Origin of the sequence: Pseudomonas graminis, assembly GCF_001705435.1 — a bacterium.
GTDB lineage: Bacteria > Pseudomonadota > Gammaproteobacteria > Pseudomonadales > Pseudomonadaceae > Aquipseudomonas > Aquipseudomonas graminis_B.
Genome location: NZ_MDEN01000061.1, coordinates 127,542 through 143,668, shown reverse-complemented (window position 1 = coordinate 143,668; position 16,127 = coordinate 127,542). Strand labels below are relative to the sequence as shown.

At 62.6% G+C, this 16,127-nt stretch carries 13 protein-coding genes; 7 read left to right on the top strand and 6 right to left on the bottom strand.

Annotated features, from left to right (window positions below; translation table 11 throughout):
• Positions 1-345 precede the first annotated feature (345 nt).
• Positions 346-1,059, top strand: coding sequence for a FadR/GntR family transcriptional regulator (locus tag BBI10_RS11345; protein WP_065988595.1), 714 nt, complete (start codon positions 346-348; stop codon positions 1,057-1,059).
• A gap of 83 nt (positions 1,060-1,142) precedes the next feature.
• On the opposite strand, the gene BBI10_RS11340 is transcribed toward BBI10_RS11345, so the two are convergent.
• Positions 1,143-2,306: an alpha/beta fold hydrolase gene (locus tag BBI10_RS11340; RefSeq protein WP_065988594.1), complete on the bottom strand. Its 1,164-nt coding sequence runs from the start codon at positions 2,304-2,306 to the stop codon at positions 1,143-1,145.
• A gap of 189 nt (positions 2,307-2,495) precedes the next feature.
• On the opposite strand from BBI10_RS11340, the gene BBI10_RS11335 reads away from it, so the two are divergent.
• Both BBI10_RS11335 and BBI10_RS11330 read left to right on the top strand, forming a co-directional pair.
• Positions 2,496-3,581, top strand: a complete 1,086-nt coding sequence (locus tag BBI10_RS11335; RefSeq protein WP_065988593.1) for a CdaR family transcriptional regulator — start codon at positions 2,496-2,498, stop codon at positions 3,579-3,581.
• Between the two features lie 228 nt (positions 3,582-3,809).
• Positions 3,810-4,946 carry a glycerate kinase gene (locus tag BBI10_RS11330; protein WP_065988592.1) on the top strand — a complete coding sequence of 379 codons (1,137 nt, stop codon included), beginning with the start codon at positions 3,810-3,812 and terminating at the stop codon, positions 4,944-4,946.
• Positions 4,947-4,970: 24 nt separating this feature from the next.
• Here the strand turns inward: BBI10_RS11330 and BBI10_RS11325 are convergent, their stop codons facing one another.
• Positions 4,971-6,500 carry an MFS transporter gene (locus tag BBI10_RS11325; protein ID WP_065988591.1) on the bottom strand — a complete coding sequence of 510 codons (1,530 nt, stop codon included), beginning with the start codon at positions 6,498-6,500 and terminating at the stop codon, positions 4,971-4,973.
• A gap of 151 nt (positions 6,501-6,651) precedes the next feature.
• Between BBI10_RS11325 and BBI10_RS11320 the strand changes: the two genes are divergently transcribed.
• Positions 6,652-7,527, top strand: a complete 876-nt coding sequence (locus tag BBI10_RS11320; protein WP_065988590.1) for a LysR family transcriptional regulator — start codon at positions 6,652-6,654, stop codon at positions 7,525-7,527.
• Positions 7,528-8,376: 849 nt separating this feature from the next.
• Here the strand turns inward: BBI10_RS11320 and BBI10_RS11315 are convergent.
• Positions 8,377-9,828: a mannose-1-phosphate guanylyltransferase/mannose-6-phosphate isomerase gene (locus tag BBI10_RS11315; protein WP_065988589.1), complete on the bottom strand. Its 1,452-nt coding sequence runs from the start codon at positions 9,826-9,828 to the stop codon at positions 8,377-8,379.
• 451 nt (positions 9,829-10,279) lie between these two features.
• Between BBI10_RS11315 and yegS the strand changes: the two genes are divergently transcribed.
• Positions 10,280-11,188 (top strand): lipid kinase YegS, encoded by a 909-nt coding sequence (gene yegS / locus BBI10_RS11310; protein ID WP_065988588.1) that lies wholly within the window; start codon positions 10,280-10,282, stop codon positions 11,186-11,188.
• 47 nt (positions 11,189-11,235) lie between these two features.
• Here yegS and BBI10_RS11305 read toward each other — a convergent pair whose 3' ends face one another.
• The 3 genes from BBI10_RS11305 to BBI10_RS11295 all read right to left on the bottom strand — a co-directional run bounded on the left by BBI10_RS11305 (position 11,236) and on the right by BBI10_RS11295 (position 13,593).
• The gene (locus BBI10_RS11305; RefSeq protein WP_065988587.1) at positions 11,236-11,898 is read right to left on the bottom strand and encodes a response regulator; all 663 of its coding nucleotides are present in this window, start codon (positions 11,896-11,898) and stop codon (positions 11,236-11,238) included.
• Complete coding sequence (locus tag BBI10_RS11300) at positions 11,895-12,731, bottom strand: sensor histidine kinase (RefSeq protein WP_244160343.1); 837 nt, start codon at positions 12,729-12,731, stop codon at positions 11,895-11,897. Before BBI10_RS11300 ends, BBI10_RS11305 begins: the two co-directional genes overlap by 4 nt.
• Before the next feature lie 358 nt (positions 12,732-13,089).
• On the bottom strand, positions 13,090-13,593 hold the full coding sequence (locus BBI10_RS11295; protein ID WP_065988585.1) for a hypothetical protein: 504 nt from the start codon (positions 13,591-13,593) through the stop codon (positions 13,090-13,092).
• A 552-nt stretch (positions 13,594-14,145) separates the two neighbouring features.
• On the opposite strand from BBI10_RS11295, the gene BBI10_RS11290 reads away from it, so the two are divergent.
• A complete protein-coding gene (locus BBI10_RS11290) occupies positions 14,146-15,072 on the top strand; it encodes a chemotaxis protein CheV (protein WP_065988584.1) in 927 nt (308 codons plus the stop codon).
• A 117-nt stretch (positions 15,073-15,189) separates the two neighbouring features.
• The gene (locus BBI10_RS11285; RefSeq protein ID WP_065988583.1) at positions 15,190-15,996 is read left to right on the top strand and encodes an MOSC domain-containing protein; all 807 of its coding nucleotides are present in this window, start codon (positions 15,190-15,192) and stop codon (positions 15,994-15,996) included.
• The last annotated feature ends 131 nt before the right edge of the window (positions 15,997-16,127 follow it).

Sequence of the window (16,127 nt, the reverse complement as noted above, 5' to 3'; positions counted from 1 at the left end):
CTGGTAACTCCCACTGATTATTTTTATGCGGGTAATTAAGCAAGTTGTGTGTGACAAGGTGTGTAGGCCCTGTTGCCAGTCATCATACAAGTAATGATTGCCTTGGCAACCGTATTTGCGGAGCTTGCGGGAAGTATTTCGTCGGGCTAGTCTCGCTTGTCTGACAAGTTGGATGAGTGCGTATGGGGTGCTGAGTGGCTGTGTTTCCAAGGGCCCCGGTCGTTTCGCCTTGGGTTTCCAGCGAGTGGTTTGATACGGGTGACGAGCCTGGGCTGTCAGGAAAATACAAGTGGACGGCAGGCGTTGGCAGCCGTCGTTATTTCAATACTTATAGGACGACCTTTTTTGAACAGCACCGGACCCTTGCCACCCAAGCGACGCCAACACAGCCTGGCGACGGACCTGGTCACCGACCTGAGTCAGCGGATTTTGATGGGCACCATTGCGCCCGGCGCGAAACTGCCGTCCGAGAGCGAGATTGTCCGCGAGCACGGCGTAAGCCGCACGGTGGTGCGTGAGGCGATTTCCAAATTGCAGGCGTCCGGGCTGGTCGAGACCCATCAGGGCAAAGGCACCTACGTGCTGGCGCGTTCGGAGCAGAGCGGGCTGCACCTGAAGGTGGAGACGGCGTTCAGCGTGCGGCACATCATCGAGCTGCGCATGGGCCTGGAAACCCAGGCCGTCGCCCTGGCCGCGCAACGCCGGAGTCAGGCCCAGCTGACGGCGATGCGCGCCGCGCTGGATGATTATCAGGACCTGCTGGCCAAGGAGGACAGCTGCGTCGAAGCGGACCGGCGCTTTCATCTGCTGATCGCCGAAGCGACTGGCAATCCTTATTTCGTGGAGATCCTGCAAAACCTCGGCATCGCCGTCATCCCGCGCAGCCGCATTGCCACCAGCGAACGGGCCGGCGCGAGCCTCACCCACAGTGCGTATCTGGCCAACCTCGAACACGAAGCCATCCTCGCCGCCATCCGCCGCCAGGACCCCGACGCCGCCCGCGCCGCGATGTGGACGCACCTGAGCAACAGCCGAGAACGGCTGGCGCCGGTTGAGTGAAGGTCTTTATCGCTCGAAATGTGTGGCGCTCACACCGGCCTCTTCCCGGCTGAAGCCGGTCCTACGAAGCGTGCGCGGTCCCACTATGGGTACGCCAGCACCTCCATCATCACCCCCGACTGCCACTCGAAATACGGATTGAACGTCAGCCGCGCGAAGACCTTGCCTGGCTCTCGATAGCCCCAATCGGAATACCACACCGGCTCGCCATTCAGGCACTTTTGCATGTCGGCGGATGACTGGCCGTTCCAGCAGATCCGCTGAGTGCCATTTACCCCATACAGCGGATTTGCGGGGGAAAACATCAGCCCCATGTGCGAGAACCGGGCGATGCGGTATTCGGGCAGGAAGTCGTTGCGGACCACTACCTTCGGGTTTTTCTGCCCCGGTGCCGGTTCGTTGCCATACCAGATCAGCCGGCTGAGCGGATGGGTGAAGCGCGCGTTGAAGGTGTCCAGCACGTAACCGGTATCCAGCACCGAATCGTGCTCGGTGATGGCGACGAAGACCGGCTTGTCGTAGGCCGCTTTGTCGAGGTGCTTCTGCGCCAGCAGCGCGCTGCGGTAGAACTGGGCGAAACCGTTGGTGGGCACGTTCAGGTAGCGGACCGGCGTCTGCATCGGACGCACGCCATCATCCGGTTTTGCCAGCCAGGGCCTAAACCAGCCGATGTATTGGGTGACCCACGCGTAGGTGTTCGCCGGTTTGAACGCCGGAGAGAACAGCACCAGGCCGGCGATATTCGAGTGCTCGTAGGCGTAATCCAGCACCAGATTCGCCCCGGTCGAAAACCCGCCCAGATACACCGTCGGCACCTCCCGCTCAAGAAGCTGCGTCTGCTCGCGCACCACCTGCTGCCACTGCTTGAGCGTCACCTCCAGCATGTCCGCCGGCTTGCTGCCATGCCCCGGCAGCAACACTGTGCGCACCAGAAACCCCTGCGCGGCGAGCGCTTCGCCGACGTCATTGAACGACCAGGGGGAGTCGCCGAGGCCATGGACAAACAAAATCCCCCGAGTGGCTGGCGCTTCTGGCCGCCATTCCCGAGGCGCATTCCATTCGATCTCGGCAGGGTGATCGGTCGTCTGAAAGGTGCGGTTCTCCTGCATCCAGTCAATGGTCTGCTGGCGATACTCGGCAAAACTCGCCTGCCCCAAAGGCGGCTCGCTGGAGGCGCAGGCCTGAAGGGTCATGGCGCAGAGGAGGAGGGTGACACGGTGCAGCTTTTTGATGGCAGTTCTCAACATAAATAGGCATTACTCGATAGGGCCATAAAGGTACGGTCGCACTCTGCCACGGCCTCTCGCTGTTGGATATCGATGCACTCAGGACTGGCGCGAGAAGTCTTGGAAAAATTCAGGCAGACTCCCACCACCCACAAAAACAAGACCTGATGTGTATGAACCCTCATTCCCTTTGCTGTGCAGCCACCCCTCATGTTCGCCCTTGACCACGCCCTCGCCCAGGACATCGTCGACCGGGCGATGGCGATTTTGCCGTGCAACGTCAATGTCATGGATTACCTGGGCATCATCATTGGCAGCGGCGAGGCGGAGCGGTTGTACACCCGGCATGAGGGGGCGCAACTGGTCCTCGCCAACCGCCGCGTGGTGGAGATCGATTCGCACACGGCGCGGCAGCTCGACGGCGTGCGCCCGGGGGTGAATCTGCCGTTGATGCTGGATCAGAAACTGATCGGCGTGCTCGGTATCACCGGCGAGCCGGATGAGGTGCGGGTCTACGCGGAGCTGGTGAAGATGACCGCCGAGATGCTCATGGAGCATCGACGCCAGCAGACTGATCAGCAGTGGCGGCATCAGCGCAGTGAAGACTTGCTGTCGCGGTTGTTGCTCGGCGACAGCGCTGCCCACTTGGTCGCCGAAGCTGAACAGTTGGGTCTGCAGCCGCATTTGCCGCGCCAGGCCGTGTTGCTCGAACTGCCTGAAGACGCGACCTATGCCGCTGCGATGAGTGCGTGGCTGTCGGGGCGCTACGCCAACAGCTGGTGCCTGCCGTGCGAGCCGGGGTTAATTTACTGGTGCCGTGCGCTGGGCAAAGACCGCGACGACGCCTTGCTGCTGGAGCTGTTCGATGAGCAGGCCTGGCCCGTGCAGCGCATGGCGACCGTCGAGCCATCGTCAGACTTGCCCTCCCTGCGCGCCGCCTGCACCGCCGCCCGCGACCTGCTCGAATACGCACGCCACCTGCGGCCGGCCGTCAAACTCCTGCGTCTGGGCAGCCATCGCGTCGCGCTGCTGTTTTGGCGCAACCGCCACGACTGGTTGGCCGAAGGCATCGCCGAGCCGATTCAGCGCCTGCTCGACAACCCGCAGTTGCTCGACACCCTGCGCGCCTGGTTCGATTACAGCGGCGAAAGCCAGGCCTGCGCCGACGCGCTGGGCATCCATCGCAACAGCCTGCGTTACCGGCTCGAGAAAATCACCGAACTGACCGGTTGTGATCCCTACCGGACCGAAGATCTCTTGCGCCTGTACCTCGGCGCGCAGATGGTGGCCAGGTGAGGGCTTTTGGGGGGCGGGGACAGATTGATTTACGGTGAAGCGCTGTAAATAAATCAGTCCCCTAAGCTGGCAAGTCCCCTAAGCTGGCAGGCGCGCAGATGGTGGTCAGGTAAGAGGCTTTCGCGGCTTTGTTCGTATGAACAACCGAGAGAGCCACCTGTTGTGCAAGCGTAAGGCGGTAAAGTCGCCCCACGGTGCGAAGATCGGCCATCAGACAAGGAGAACAATATGAAAATCGTCATCGCCCCGGACTCGTTCAAAGACAGCCTCAGCGCCCAGAGTGTCGCCCAATCCATTGCCCGCGGGCTGAGGGATGTCTGGCCAGATGCAGAACTAGTCGAGTGCCCGATGGCCGATGGCGGGGAGGGCACCATCGAAGCGGTCTTGGCGGCGTGCGACGGTGAATGGATGAGCAATCAGGTCAGCGGACCGCTGACTCAATCGGTGCAGGCACAGTGGGGGTGGCTGGCCGAAACGCGCACGGCGATCATCGAAATGGCCATGGCCAGCGGTTTGCAACTGCTGAGCCTGGACCAGCGCGACGCAACCACCACCAGCACATTCGGCACCGGCGAGCTGATCAAGGCCGCTCTGGACGCCGGCGCCGAGCGGGTGATTCTGGCCATCGGCGGCAGCGCGACCAATGATGCCGGCACTGGCATGCTCTCGGCGCTGGGCGTGCGCTTCCTTGATCACGATGACCAGGCCCTACCGGCCGGTGGTCTGGCCCTGGCGCAACTGGCGCGAATCGACCTGACCGGGCTCGACCCGCGCTTGAACAGCGTGCAGTTCGAAGTCGCCGCCGACGTCAACAATCCCCTGTGCGGCGTGCAAGGCGCGTCGCACATCTTCGGCCCGCAGAAGGGCGCGTCACCTGAACAGGTGCTGGCGCTGGACGCAGCGCTGGGGCATTTCGCCGAGCACTCGGCTCAGGCGCTGGGCCGCGACGAGAGCGAATATCCGGGAAGCGGCGCAGCAGGCGGCATGGGCTTCGCGGCCAAGGCCTATTTGAACGCGTCGTTCCGCCCCGGTGTGGAGGTGGTGGCCGACCTGACCGGGCTGGCCGAGGCGTTGGAGGGTGCAGACCTGGTGATCACTGGCGAAGGCCGTTTCGACGCCCAGACCTTGCGCGGCAAAACGCCGTTCGGCGTCGCGCGGATAGCGCAGCGCAACAACGTACCTGTCATCGTGCTGGCCGGGACACTGGGCGAGGGCTACGCCGACCTCTATGCCCACGGCATCAGCGCCGCGTTCGCGGTGACCAGCGGGCCAATGACGCTGGAATTCGCCTGCGCCAACGCGGCGACGTTGCTCCACGACCGCGCGCGGGATATCGCCCGGGTGTGGGCCCTCGCTGCCCGTTGACGCTGGCCTGATCGTTTCCGTCGATCAGGCGGTCTTCAGGTGCATCAGCGGAATCGGTTTGCGCACTAACGTGCCCACCAGCACCGCCGCGAACAGCGCGATCAGACCTGCCACCCACAGCACCGAGCCGAAGCCCGAGACGAAGGCATCCCGGGCCAGCGGCTCAATCATGCCCCGCGCGCCGGCATCCATGGTTTGCAGCGCGGCGTGCATGTCGCCGGCCACCACCCGTGAGGCGATGTGCTCGGCCTGATCGAGAAAACGGGGCGCGACAGTCGCCAGTCTGTCTTTCAGCGAACCGAGGGTGTGGCTGGCGAGCAGCGCGCCGTAGACGCCGATCGCCAGCATGATCGCGCTGAAACGCATGGTCGTGCTCATCCCCGACGCCATGCCGGTGCGTTCCCGTGGCACGCAGGCCATGATGTTTTTCTGCGTGTCGCCATTGAGCAAGCCCGCGCCCGCACCGGTCACCGCCATCGCCGCCGCGAACGCCGGGTAGCCGCCAATCCCTGTGGCCCAGGCGCACAGCAGGTTGCCGATGCCGACGAGGGTCAGGCCCAGCGCCATCATGGCGGCCGGCGACAGGTGCCGTGACAGCGTCGGCCCGAAGCGCGGCAGCAGCAACATGGTGATCGCGAAGGGCAGCATGCCCAGGCCCGAGCCGATGGCGCTGAAGCCCAGGCCGTTTTGCAGGTAAAACGGCAGCAACGTCATCATCACCTGGGCGCAGCCGGCGTAGGCGAACATCCCGAGCAGGGCGCCGATGAAGCGCGGGTAGTTGAACAGCTGCAAATCGACCATCGGCCGCCGTTGCAGGCGCTCGGCGATGACGAACAGCACGAGGAGCACGGCCCCCGCTGCCAGACGCATGGACGTGAGCGGGTGGTCCCAGCCGATTCGGTTGGCTTCGATCAGGCCCCAGATCAGGCTCAGCAGGCTGGCGCTGAAAAACAGGCTGCCCCACGGATCGAGACGCGCCGACTGCTCGTTGCGCGACTCCTCAATATTACGCAACACCATCAGCAGCAAGCCCAACCCCACCGGCAGGTTCAGGTAGAAAATCCAGCGCCAGCCAATCAGGTCGGCGATCAGCCCGCCCACCGTGGGCGCGGCGGTCATGGCCACGCCCATGCAGGCGCCCCAGAACGCCCAGGCTTTGGCGCGCTCGGCTTCATCGTGGAAAACGTGGCCGATGGTCGCCAGCGCCGAGGTCAGCAGCAGCGCCGCGCCGACGCCCTTGATCGCCCGGGCGATGTCGAGGAACAGAATGTCCGGCGCCGCGCCGCAGCCCAGCGAGGCCAGAATGAACAGCACCAGCCCGGTGACCAGCATGCGCTTGCGGCCAAAGCGATCGGCCAGACTGCCCGCCGGCAGCAGCAGCGCGGCGAAGGCCAGCATGTAGGCGCTGACGACCCACTCGATGTCGGCGAACCCGGCATTCAGGTCCCGCGCGAGGCTCGGCAGGGTCACGGCGACAATATTGGTGTCGAGCACGATCAGCGCGCACACGCCGGAGGCCGTGAGCAGGGTCATGCGGGGGCTGGGTCGAGACATGGGCGGGCGCTCCGAAAGCTGTTAGGTGCGGACTAACGCGGGTGGTGAAGAAGTGGGGCGGGGTGGTGCTTCGCCGCAACAGAGTAAGCGGATATGCCCTATGCTCTGTTACCCGCGCCTCGCGTTTTCATTACCTGCCAGGTAACGCTCCATGGAAATCCGCCATTTTCGCTACTTTCTGGCGGTCGCCCGCCATCGGCATTTCACCCGCGCGGCCGAGCAGTTGGGCATCGCGCCGCCGACGCTGACGCGTCAGATTCAGGACCTGGAAAATGCCTTGGGCACCCGACTGTTTCTGCGGGAACAGCGGGAGGTGAGGCTGACGGAGGCCGGGCGCGCGCTGCAGATCGAGGCGGAGCTTGCGGTGCGGCAGTTTGAGACCGCGCAGTACAACGTCCAGCGCGCCGGCCGTGGCGAGGCCGGCAGGATCGAGTTGGGCTACGTCGCCTCAGCCGTGTTTTCCGGGGTGTTGCAGCAACACGTCAGTCAGTTTCGGCAGCGCTATGGTGGGGTTGAATTCAGTATCAACGAGCACCTGATGCCGACGCTGCCGCGGCTGATCGAGGAGGGGCGGCTGGACGTGGGTTTTATCCGTTCTCCCATGCAGCTGCCGGATGCCTTGAGCGCCGTGGAGTTGCTGACGGAGGGTTTCGCCCTGGCGCTGCCGGACAGTTCGTGGCTGGGCAAGTTGAAGGTCATCACTGCGGTGAATCTGCAGAACGAGACGTTCATTCTCCCCGAGCAGATTTCCGGCACGCTGGAGGTGGCGGCCCACGGCGGTTTTGCGCCGACGCTGGGTCCGCAGCCGGGAGGGCTGGTGTCGGTGATTGCGTTGGTGAGTCTGGGGCAGGGGGTGGCGGTGGTGCCGGAGTCGGTGGTTGATCATATTCGTTTGCCGAATGTGGTGTATCGGCGGATTGAGGATTGTCAGCCGAGCTCGTCGTTGTCGCTGATCCACCGACGCCACGAGAAGGCGCCGGCGGTGATGAGGTTTATTGAGTACGTTAAGGGCGCGGGGGCGTTGTAAAAGATCAAGAGCGTCTGCCTGGGGGCAGACTGTTTCGCCTTCGGCGAGTTACTTGGAAAAGCACCCCAAGTAACCAAGGGTGCTTGCTCCTGGTTGGGCCCCTCCTCGTCGGGTTCCTTCACTCCGGTCTCGCTCCGTGGGCCCGCGCCGAACGGACATCCATGTCCTGACGGCGCTCTCGCCGCATCCCTGCGGCTCGGCCCACTGCGCGAGACCTGCGTTCAGCCTGCACCCAAGTCGCGATTAGCGGTGTTTGAGCCTTTTGTGTACGAAGATCAAAAGCAAAATCGAGGGCAAAAGCAAAGGCTTCCCGGCTGAAGCCGGTCCTACAGTCGAGGTCGCCGCCGCTATTTCTGATCGTTCCCACGCTCCGCGTGGTAACGCCCCTCCGGACGCTCCGCGTCCTTTAGACGACGCGCATTCGGGCCTGGGGAAATGACGCGGAGCGTCACAGGATGCATTCCCACGCGGAGCGTGGGAACGATCAAACGGCGGGTACTCGTAGGACCGGCTTCAGCCGGGAAGCTCCTGATCTGCTTTCGCTTTTGATCTTCATGCACAGAAAGTTCAGACGACACAAATCGCGACTTTGGTGCAGGCCGAACGCAGACGGCGCGCAGTGGGCCGAGCGGCATGGATGCCGCGAGAGCGCCGTCAGGACATGGATGTCCGTTCGGCGCGGGCCCACGGAGCGTCGTCGGAGTGAGGGAACCCGACGAAGTCGGGCCCAACCGAGAGCAGGCACTTTTGGTTACTTTTAGTGCTTTTTAAAAGTAACTCGCCGAAGGCGAAACAGTCTGCCCCCAGGCAGACGCCTTTGATCTTGATCTTGATCTAATAAGGCTACGCCTAAGCTTTCGCAGCCTCAGACACCCGCCCATACACATCGGTAAACCGGACAATATCGTCTTCCCCCAGATACTCCCCGCTCTGCACCTCGATCATCACCAGATCAATCACCCCCGGATTGACCAAACGATGGGTGTGGCCGGGCTGAATGAACGTCGACTCATTGGTGTCGAGCATGAACTCCTTCTCGCCATTCGTAACGCGCGCCATGCCACTGACCACAATCCAGTGCTCGCTGCGGTGGTGATGCATCTGAAGCGACAAAGACGCCTGCGGTTTCACCACGATGCGCTTGATCTTGAAGCGCTTGCCCTCCTCAAGCACCGTATAAGTCCCCCACGGCCGGGTAACGGTGTTGTGCAACAGATACGCCGGATGGCCCTGACGCTTGAGCTCCTGAGCGATGATCTTGACCTCCTGACTGCGATCGGCGTCGGCGATCAACAAAGCATCCGGCGTGTCGATGATGATCAGATTATCCAGACCCACCGCACCCACCAGGCGTTTTTTCGAGTCGATGTAGCAGTTGGTCACGTCGTGCAGCACCACCTGGCCGTTGCACTGGTTGCCGTTTTCATCCGCCGGGGCCAGCTCGCGAATGGCGCGCCACGAACCGATATCGCTCCAGCCCATCTCGCAGGGCACCACCGCGACCTTCTGCGAACGCTCCATCAACGCGTAATCGATGGAAATGTCCGGTGCCTGGGCGAAGGTCGTGCTGTCCAGTTCGATCTGCAGCTCGTTGCGGCCTTCCTTGGTGTTGCACTGCGACAGGCAATGGCGCACGGCGGCCAGCACCTCCGGCGCGTGAGTGTCCATTTCGTTCAGCAGCACATCGACGCGCATGCAGAACATCCCGGCGTTCCACAAATGCAGACCGCCTGCGAGATAGTTCTGGGCGGTGACGGCGTCGGGTTTCTCGACGAAGCGCGCGACCTGGTAGGCCTCGCCACTGAGGGCCTGGCCTTTCTCGATGTATCCAAAACCGGTCTCTGCGCGGGAGGGAATCAGCCCGAACGTCACCAGCCAGCCTTCGTCGGCCAGTTTGCGTGCGCTTTGCACGGCCGTCTCGAAGGCGGCGACGTCACTGATGAGTTGGTCAGCCGGCAGGATCAGCAGCTGCGCGTCGTCGCCGTAGCGCGCCTGAACGTGCAGCGCCGCCGCAGCGATGGCAGGGGCAGTGTTGCGGCCGAACGGCTCGAGCAGAAACTCGAGCGCCAGTTGGTGCTTGTTCAGCAGCCGATAGTCATCGACAGTGCGGAAATACACATCCCGATTGGTGACGGTGAGAACGCTTCCAACGCCGTCCAGCTGGCTGGCGCGGTTGAACGTCTTCTGCAGCAGGCTTTCGCCGTCCGGCAGGCGTATGAAGGGTTTGGGCATCGCCTCCCGTGAAACGGGCCACAGCCGGGTGCCGGCGCCGCCAGCAATAATGCAGGGAATCAGTTGCATGTCGTTTCTCGCCTTTTCGATCCGTGAATCAATGACTCGGCGGCATGCCAGGCCAATGGGTAAAAAGTCAATTTACTGACTTTTAATTCAGGCCCGGTCAAATTAGCCAATTATTTGTCGATTAAGCGCTTTCCTCCGATGCATTTCAAGGGTCCGTAACGCAGAATTAACGCCTCTCGTCCCTTATTTGCGGGGCGCTGACCGAAAGGGCTGTGGCAGTGGCAGCATCGGGGCGCAGGGCAGAGAAGGGGCAGTCTTGCCTAAGTCCCTGCCGCGCAAGGCTTTTTGCCATCACTGGGCTCTCGACCTGCCATTTCACGGCTGTCCGGAAGTATTTAAAACGTCTCTCATCCGGGACACTGGCTCAAAAGATTTTTCCCCCACGGGCTTTTTTTGCAGCGGGCGCGGTCAACACATCACGCATCAATTCGTACAGGTAGAAGGAAGGGATATGACAGCGCGCAGGGCATTACTGATTCTTCACGGCAAGCAGGCGCTCAACGAGGATGTCCGCGAGGCGGTGGAGCGCAAGCGCAAACATGGCTGGGAACTGGACGTGCGCGTGACCTGGGAAGCGGGGGATGCCCAGCGCCTGGTACGTGAGGGGCTGGAGGCCGGTCATCGGCACATCATCGCCGGTGGCGGCGATGGCACGCTGCGGGACGTGGCGGAGGCGCTGGCGCTGTCTGAAGTCGACGCCAGCCTGGTTATCATGCCGCTGGGCACCGCCAACGACTTCGCCCGTTCGGCGGGCGTGCCGCTGGAACCGGATCAGGCCCTCGACCTGCTGGACGTGCCGGCGCGCCCGGTCGACATGGGGGCCGTGGGCGGGCAAATGTTCCTCAACATGGCCACCGGCGGGTTTGGCAGCCAGGTCACCGCCAACACCTCCGAAGACCTCAAAAAAATCCTCGGCGGTGCGGCCTATCTGTTCACCGGCCTCACACGTTTCAGTGAGTTGAAGGCCGCCTACGGCGAATTCAACGGCCCGGACTTTCACTGGAAGGGCGAGATGCTGGCGCTGGGGATCGGCAACGGTCGTCAGGCGGGCGGTGGCCATCCGTTGTGCCCGGAAGCCCTGGCCGATGACGGGCTGCTGGACATCAGCATTCTGCCAGCGCCCCAGGAGGTGGTGAGCACCCTGAAGAGCCTGCTCGAAGGCGGTCTGGGCCTCGACAACATGTTCGTTCGGGCGCGGCTGCCGTGGGTGGAGCTCAAGTCGGCGCAGGGGCTGAATATCAACCTCGACGGCGAACCCCTGAGCGGCGAAGCAAACCGTTTCGAGGCGCGAGCGGGTGCGTTGCGCGTTCACCTGCCGTCGCATTCGCCGCTGCTGGGGCAGACGCGACAGCTCGCCTGAGCCTTGAAATGTCGGATGAGCCGCGCCCGCGTGCTCATCCGGCGCCGTCAGTCATCCAGGCTGATGATTCGCTCCCTCACACAGAACAGCACCAGCCCGGGCACGTCATAGATGTGCAGCCGCTTCATGATTTGCGCGCGATGGGTTTCCACCGTTTTGACGCTCAGGCCGAGGCCGGCAGCGATCTCGCGGGTGGAGGTACCCCGCACGACCAGCCGCAGGATTTCCAGCTGCCGCGCGGTGAGGTTGTGGTTCTCGGCGGGTTCGGCAGGCGCGATTTGGCTGCTGACCAGCGCCTGGCTGATGACCGTGTGAGCGATGGCCGGGCTCAGGTAGCGTTCGCCATCGCGCAGGGCGTTCAGCGCGTGCTCGATCTCGCTGGCGGTCGCATCCTTGAGAAGATAGCCGTGGGCGCCGCTGGCCAGCGCGCCCATGATCAGGCACGACTCGGTGTGCATCGACAGAATCAGCACCCTGCTGTGCGGAAGCGTCCGGCGCAGGCGTTGCAGGGCCTCCAGACCGTCGCTGTCGCCCATGGAGATGTCGAGCAAAATGATGTCGGGTTTCAGCTGCAGGCTCATTTCCAGCAACTGATGGCCGTCGCTGGCCTCACCAATGACTGCGTAACCCGGAATGTCTGACACCAGCGCGCGAACACCGGCGCGGATCAGCGCGTGATCATCCACCAGCAGCACGTTGCAGACCCTCACGGCTTGCTGCCATTGGCGCGTCCGCGAACACGCGGCGCCCACGGAAACAACGCCTGAATGGAGGTGCCTTGTCCGGGCTCGCTTGCGACGCTCAATTCACCGCCCAACAGGCTCGCGCGCTCCGCCATGCCGGCCATACCGCGCTGTCCCTGTCCAGCGGGGCTCAGCGCCGGGGCGAACCCGAGGCCATCATCGCGAATGCTCAGCGACAACCCTTCCGGACGACGCTGCAGTTGCACGCGCAGGTTTTTTGCCTGGGCGTGGCGCAGCATGTTGGTGACGGCCTCCTGGGTAATCCGGAAGGCCGCCACGGCGATTTCTTCGGGAATACCGTCCAGGCGCTGCTGGCATTCCAGGCTCCACTGCACGGACGTGGCCGAAAGCGTGCGCAGCAAATGCGCGCGCAGGCTGGCTTCCAGTCCCAGGCTGGTCAACTGGCGGGGGTTGAGGATGGCGGACACGTCGCGAACCTTCGCCAGGGTTTCATCGAGGGTGTTGATGAGCGTTGTGCACTGCGCGTGCAATGCCTGCGGCGCGCGGCGCTGAAGCCAGTCACTCTGCATTTTTGCCGCCGTGAGCATCTGGCCGATGTCATCGTGCAGCTCGCGGCTCAGACGATGCCGCTCGGTTTCCTGAACCTGCAGCATGTGCTCGGCCAGTTCCCTGGGCTGAAACTGAATGGTCCGGTTCGGGCGGGTCAGGCTGTAGCAGAGGCCGGCAAACGCCAGCCCGTTGATAAGCGCCAACCCCAGCGGCAGCGCGCCGCTCGCCAGATACGCGACCACATTGCAGCCCGTGGTCGCCAGGCCGAGCAAGGCTGCCCAGCGAATCATGCTGCCGGGGTTCATCCGCTGAACGCCACGTAATTTCCTGCTGCCATGCATAGCGAATGAAGCCATCGATAATGGATGTCTACACCTGACGGATCTGTCAGGCCATTTGAACGAGCACTGCGAACAACCCAATGCTGAACTTCCTGTGTAGGGGTATAGCGCGTCCAGACGACTGTTCGAATGGACCGAAAAAGTGCTGCTTCAAGCGTCCCTTCGAGCGCGCCGATAGTACCTTAATTGTCGGTTTTATTGAGGGCTGAGGTTGAGCACTGATTGACACCCATCACAACGCCGAGGGTCCGTTCAGCCAGCTTTTCAAGTGCGGGACGGGCGTGCGATGGGCGCTATCAGCAGCAATTCATGGCGCTTCACGGTGATCGGCACGCTCGGGTGCGAGCCCGTCGTACTTCCCGCCACTGACCGTCCAGCCCGGGTTGACGGCGACGTTGTGCGCCCGCGTGCCGGCCCCGCACTGGCAGGCGAATGCGTCCAGCAAATCGCGCTGCTCGCAGTCGTCAAGCGCCAGCGATCCAGTCTGGGGGTCGATGAGCTCAAGCTGCCAGGCCATCAGCTCGAAGCAGCATTTGAGGGTGTGCAATGCCTTTGGCTGCAATTGCCCGGCAGCGTGGGCGAAGTAAAGTAGGTAACGCAACTGGCGGGCGAAACCACTGACGGTTTCAACGCCATGGGTGTCTGCTTCGCCGGCAATGTGTTGCAGTGTGGTGAGCAAGCATTCCATCGCGTCACGATCATCGCTGATCAATTCCAGATGGCTGAGGCATTCATCGGCGCGGCACATGAGTGTCTGGGTATCGCTGAGAAACTCTGCATGCAGCTGCTGCCATTCATTGCCGTTCAGCATGTGCAATCTCCACTCTTCTCAAATGGCGACGTCAGGTCGCGTGGGGCGAGTGGCCCAAAGTTAATGTTGAAGGCACTGGAAAGTCTGTAGGGCGTTTCTGATTGTTGCGAATGGTCGGGCAGGGCGGGGTAATCGGCATGAGCGCGTCGGACGTTCATCTGCCCACAGGGCTCGCGAGGACAGTCCGTTGCAAGGCGGCCGGCCACTGAGGGGGATACTTCCGCGAGCGCAACCGCATGCCTGACTCCATTCATTTACGAGAAGGGCGTCACAGTAATGGCTATTGGGAAGGCCGAATATCGGGTTCGCCCCGATTGCCCTTAAGGGTTACCCCTACTCGCGGTGTCGCTCTGCAGCAGGTCGTCATCGGGCCGCGCGTCTGAAAGCCACGCCGTTCGCCGGTCTGCCAGCGCTCAGGTCTGTCGACGGGCCTTTGGTGATGTTAATGTGACATCAATTGCGCGGTGCGCATTCTATTCCGATTAAGGTCTGTCATGGGGCTGCCGATAAAGGGTAGGCGGACTTACTTGAACCCTGCTCCAGGAGCAACAGATGGCTGGCATTCTCGACACAGTAGACCAACGTACACAGCTGGTAGGTGAGAACCGCCTGGAAATCCTCATGTTCCGCCTGGCTGGCCGGCAGTTGTTCGCGATCAACGTATTCAAGGTTCAGGAAGTCCTGCAACTGCCCAAGCTGACGCTGATGCCCCAACGTCATCCGTTCGTGTGCGGCGTGGTCAACCTGCGCGGCCAGACCCTGCCGGTCATCGACCTGTCCCAGGCCATCGGCATGCGCCCGTTGGTGCCGGGCCCTTCGAGCACGATCATCGTGACCGAATACAACCGCTCGGTTCAGGCCTTTCTGGTGGGCGGCGTCGACCGCATCGTCAACATGAACTGGGAGGCGATCCTGCCACCACCGACCAGCGCCGGGCGTCAGCACTACCTGACCGCCATCAGCAAGGTCGATGACCAGTTGGTGGAGATCATCGACGTGGAGAAAGTTCTCGCCGAGATCGTGCCGTACAGCGCCAAGGTCTCCCGCGACAAGCTGGAAGATCCGGTCCTCACCCGCGCCATTGGCCGCGAAGTGCTGCTGGTGGACGACTCCAACGTGGCGCTCTCGCAGTTGCGTGACACTTTGGGTCAGCTCGGCGTGAAAATGCACGTCGCCCGTGACGGGTTGAAAGCCCTGAACATGCTCAAGGGCTGGGCGGACACCGGCGAAGTGATGACCGACAAGCTGCTGATGGTCTTTACCGACGCCGAGATGCCGGAAATGGACGGCTACCGCCTGACCACGGAAATCCGCAACGACCCCCGCCTGCGCGGCCTCTATGTGGTGCTGCATACCTCGCTGTCCGGCAGCTTCAACGAGTCCATGGTCAAGAAGGTCGGCTGCGATAACTTCCTCTCCAAATTCCAGCCGGACAAGCTGGTCGATGTGGTCCGCGAGCGGCTCATGCTCGACAACTGATCCGGTTCTGTTTCAAGCCCCTTGCTGTATGGAGGGGCTTTTTTGCATCTGTACCGCTTGGTTTTCCGGCGTCTCGTATAGAGTGGTGGCTTTCCGCTCTGGCATAAGGACGCGTACATGTTTCACCTCAGCGCACTGTATCGGTACCCCCTCAAATCCTGCATGGCCGAGCCGTTGCAGCAGGCCAGTTTCGATGAGTTGGGCATGAGTGGTGATCGCCGCTGGATGCTGGTGGATGAGGCCACCGGGCGGTTTTACAGCCAGCGTGTGCTGCCGCAGATGTCGCAGCTGTCGGTGCTGTGGCAGGGCGATGGCGTGACGTTATCGGCCCCCGGTCTGGGCAGTCTGGATGTGCCGGTGCCGGCCGATGAAGAGGCCAATCTGCGCGGCATCACGATCTGGCGCGATAGTTTTCGTGTGCCGGACGCGGGCGAAGACGCGGCGCGTTGGGTGAGTGCCCTGGTGGGCAAGCCGACACGGCTGGTGCATGTGCCGAAGGCCCGCGCTCGCGGGTTGCCTTCCGGTTACGGGGCGATCGAAGACAAGGTCGGGTTTGCTGACGGTTTCCCGCTGTTGTTGATCGGCCAGTCCTCGCTGGATGATTTGTCGCAGAAGGTCGGCCGCCCGCTGGAGATGCTGCGGTTTCGCCCGAATCTGGTTGTCACTGGCTCCGAGGCGTTTGCGGAGGATGGCTGGAAGCGGATTCGAATTGGTGGCGTTGAATTGCGGGTGTTAAAGCCCTGCTCGCGCTGCATTCTGACGACGATAGATCCGGCAACCGGCGAACGTAGCGCGGACCGCGAACCGATGACGACGCTGAAGACGTATCGAGAGCGGGAGGGTCAGATCTGGTTTGGGCAGAACCTGGTGAGTAATGGACCGGGGCAGGTCGAGGTGGGAATGGAGGTTGAGGTGCTGGAGTAGTTGAGCGCTTGCCAGTACGCCTTCCCGGCTAAAGCCGGTCCTACAAAATGCACTCGATTCGCACTGTAGGACCGGCTTTAGCCGGGAAGAGGCCGGCAGTCACGCCGCGAATCTCCGCCGTGCAGCCCGAT

Bases quoted from the DNA above. Each gene is read 5' to 3' on its own strand.
- BBI10_RS11340 (WP_065988594.1), bottom strand. From the start codon at position 2,306: ATGTTGAGAACTGCCATCAAAAAGCTGCACCGTGTCACCCTCCTCCTC.
- BBI10_RS11335 (WP_065988593.1), top strand. From the start codon at position 2,496: ATGTTCGCCCTTGACCACGCCCTCGCCCAGGACATCGTCGACCGGGCG.
- BBI10_RS11330 (WP_065988592.1), top strand. From the start codon at position 3,810: ATGAAAATCGTCATCGCCCCGGACTCGTTCAAAGACAGCCTCAGCGCC.
- BBI10_RS11325 (WP_065988591.1), bottom strand. From the start codon at position 6,500: ATGTCTCGACCCAGCCCCCGCATGACCCTGCTCACGGCCTCCGGCGTG.
- BBI10_RS11320 (WP_065988590.1), top strand. From the start codon at position 6,652: ATGGAAATCCGCCATTTTCGCTACTTTCTGGCGGTCGCCCGCCATCGG.
- BBI10_RS11315 (WP_065988589.1), bottom strand. From the start codon at position 9,828: ATGCAACTGATTCCCTGCATTATTGCTGGCGGCGCCGGCACCCGGCTG.
- yegS (WP_065988588.1), top strand. From the start codon at position 10,280: ATGACAGCGCGCAGGGCATTACTGATTCTTCACGGCAAGCAGGCGCTC.
- BBI10_RS11300 (WP_244160343.1), bottom strand. From the start codon at position 12,731: ATGATTCGCTGGGCAGCCTTGCTCGGCCTGGCGACCACGGGCTGCAAT.
- BBI10_RS11295 (WP_065988585.1), bottom strand. From the start codon at position 13,593: ATGCTGAACGGCAATGAATGGCAGCAGCTGCATGCAGAGTTTCTCAGC.
- BBI10_RS11290 (WP_065988584.1), top strand. From the start codon at position 14,146: ATGGCTGGCATTCTCGACACAGTAGACCAACGTACACAGCTGGTAGGT.
- BBI10_RS11285 (WP_065988583.1), top strand. From the start codon at position 15,190: ATGTTTCACCTCAGCGCACTGTATCGGTACCCCCTCAAATCCTGCATG.